This is a genomic window from Polaromonas sp. P3_C2 (assembly GCF_056402675.1).
The window spans coordinates 1-1,692 of the sequence record NZ_JBFUGX010000796.1 but is presented as its reverse complement, the minus strand read 5'-3'; the positions used below and the strand labels follow the sequence as shown (position 1 = coordinate 1,692).

Annotated in this window: 1 protein-coding gene; it reads left to right on the top strand. The window is 63.3% G+C overall.

Annotated features, from left to right (window positions below):
• The coding region (locus AC1DWI_RS22060; protein WP_477725774.1) for a phosphoenolpyruvate carboxykinase (GTP) at positions 1–1,514 on the top strand (1,514 nt) is incomplete at its 5' end.
• Positions 1,515–1,692 lie beyond the last annotated feature (178 nt).

Below are 1,692 nucleotides of genomic sequence, written 5' to 3'. Positions count from 1 at the left end.
CCATGTACGTGGTGCCTTTCAGCATGGGCCCGCTTGGCTCACCCATCGCGCACATCGGCATTGAACTGTCCGACAGCCCTTACGTGGCCGTCAACATGAAGATCATGACGCGCATGGGCAAGGCCGTGTTTGACGTGCTCGGCCTCGACGGCGAGTTTGTCCCCTGCGTGCACACCGTGGGCGCACCACTGGCCGAAGGCCAGCAAGATGTGAAGTGGCCTTGCAACAAGACCAAGTACATCGTCCATTACCCCGAGACGCGCGAGATCTGGTCCTATGGCTCCGGCTATGGCGGCAATGCGCTGCTGGGCAAGAAATGCTTTGCGCTGCGCATCGCCTCCAACATGGGCCGCGCCGCTTCGCAAGACGGTTCCGGCAACCCGGGCTGGCTGGCCGAGCACATGCTGATCCTGGGCGTGACCTCGCCCGAAGGCAAGAAATACCACGTCGCTGCGGCCTTCCCCTCGGCCTGCGGCAAGACCAATTTCTCGATGCTGGTGCCGCCGGCAGGCTTTGAAGGCTGGAAAGTCACCACCATTGGCGACGACATCGCCTGGATCAAACCCGGCAAGGACGGGCGCCTCTACGCCATCAACCCGGAAGCCGGCTACTTCGGCGTGGCGCCGGGCACCAACATGCTGACCAACCCCAACTGCCTGCGCAGCCTGGACAAAAACGTGATCTTCACCAACGTCGGCCTGACCGACGACGGTGACGTCTGGTGGGAAGGCATGGAGCAGGACGCCCCCGGCAAGGCATTGCCGGCGCACCTGATCGACTGGCAGGGCAAGGACTGGACGCCACAGATCGCCAAGGAAACCGGCGCCAAGGCCGCCCACCCCAATTCACGCTTTACCGTGGCCGCCACCAACAACCCGGCGCTGGACCCGGCCTGGAACGACCCTGCCGGCGTGCCGATTGACGCCTTCATCTTCGGCGGCCGCCGTTCCAACACCGTGCCGCTGATCACCGAAGGCCGCAACTGGGTGGAAGGCGTGTACATGGCCGCCACCATGGGCTCCGAAACCACGGCCGCCATCACCGGCCAGGTTGGCGTAGTGCGCCGCGACCCGTTCGCGATGATCGCTTTTGCCGGCTACAACATGGCCGACTACTTCCAGCACTGGCTCAATGTGGGCCAGAAGCTGGAAGCCTCCGGCGCCAAACTGCCCAAGATCTTCACGGCCAACTGGTTCCGCAAAGGCGAAGACGGCAAGTTTGTCTGGCCCGGCTACGGCGAAAACATGCGCGTGCTGAAGTGGATGATCGATCGCATCGAAGGCAAGGGCCAGGGCGTCGAGCACATTACCGGCGTCAGCCCCCGCTACGAAGACATGAACTGGACCGGCCTTAACTTCAGCGCCGAGCAGTTCAAGACCGTGACCAGCATCGACAAGGCCGCCTGGCAGAAAGAGCTGGAGCTGCACGCCGAACTGTTCAAGCAACTCGAACATCACCTGCCGAAAGAGCTGGAGGAGACCAAAGCCGCGATCGAGCGCCGCCTGGCCGCCTGACCGGCACGCCACGCGCGGGGGCGTTTCGCACAACCTGCGGTACGCCTCATTCCTGGTGCAGTGACTGCGCCAAGGCAAAAAAAAGCCACCGATCCGGTGGCTTTTTTTGTGGGCCGCTGCAAAGAGCGGCGCGGYGTAGAGGCGCCTGGCGCTTAGATGTAGCTGCGGTGGTAAGCCC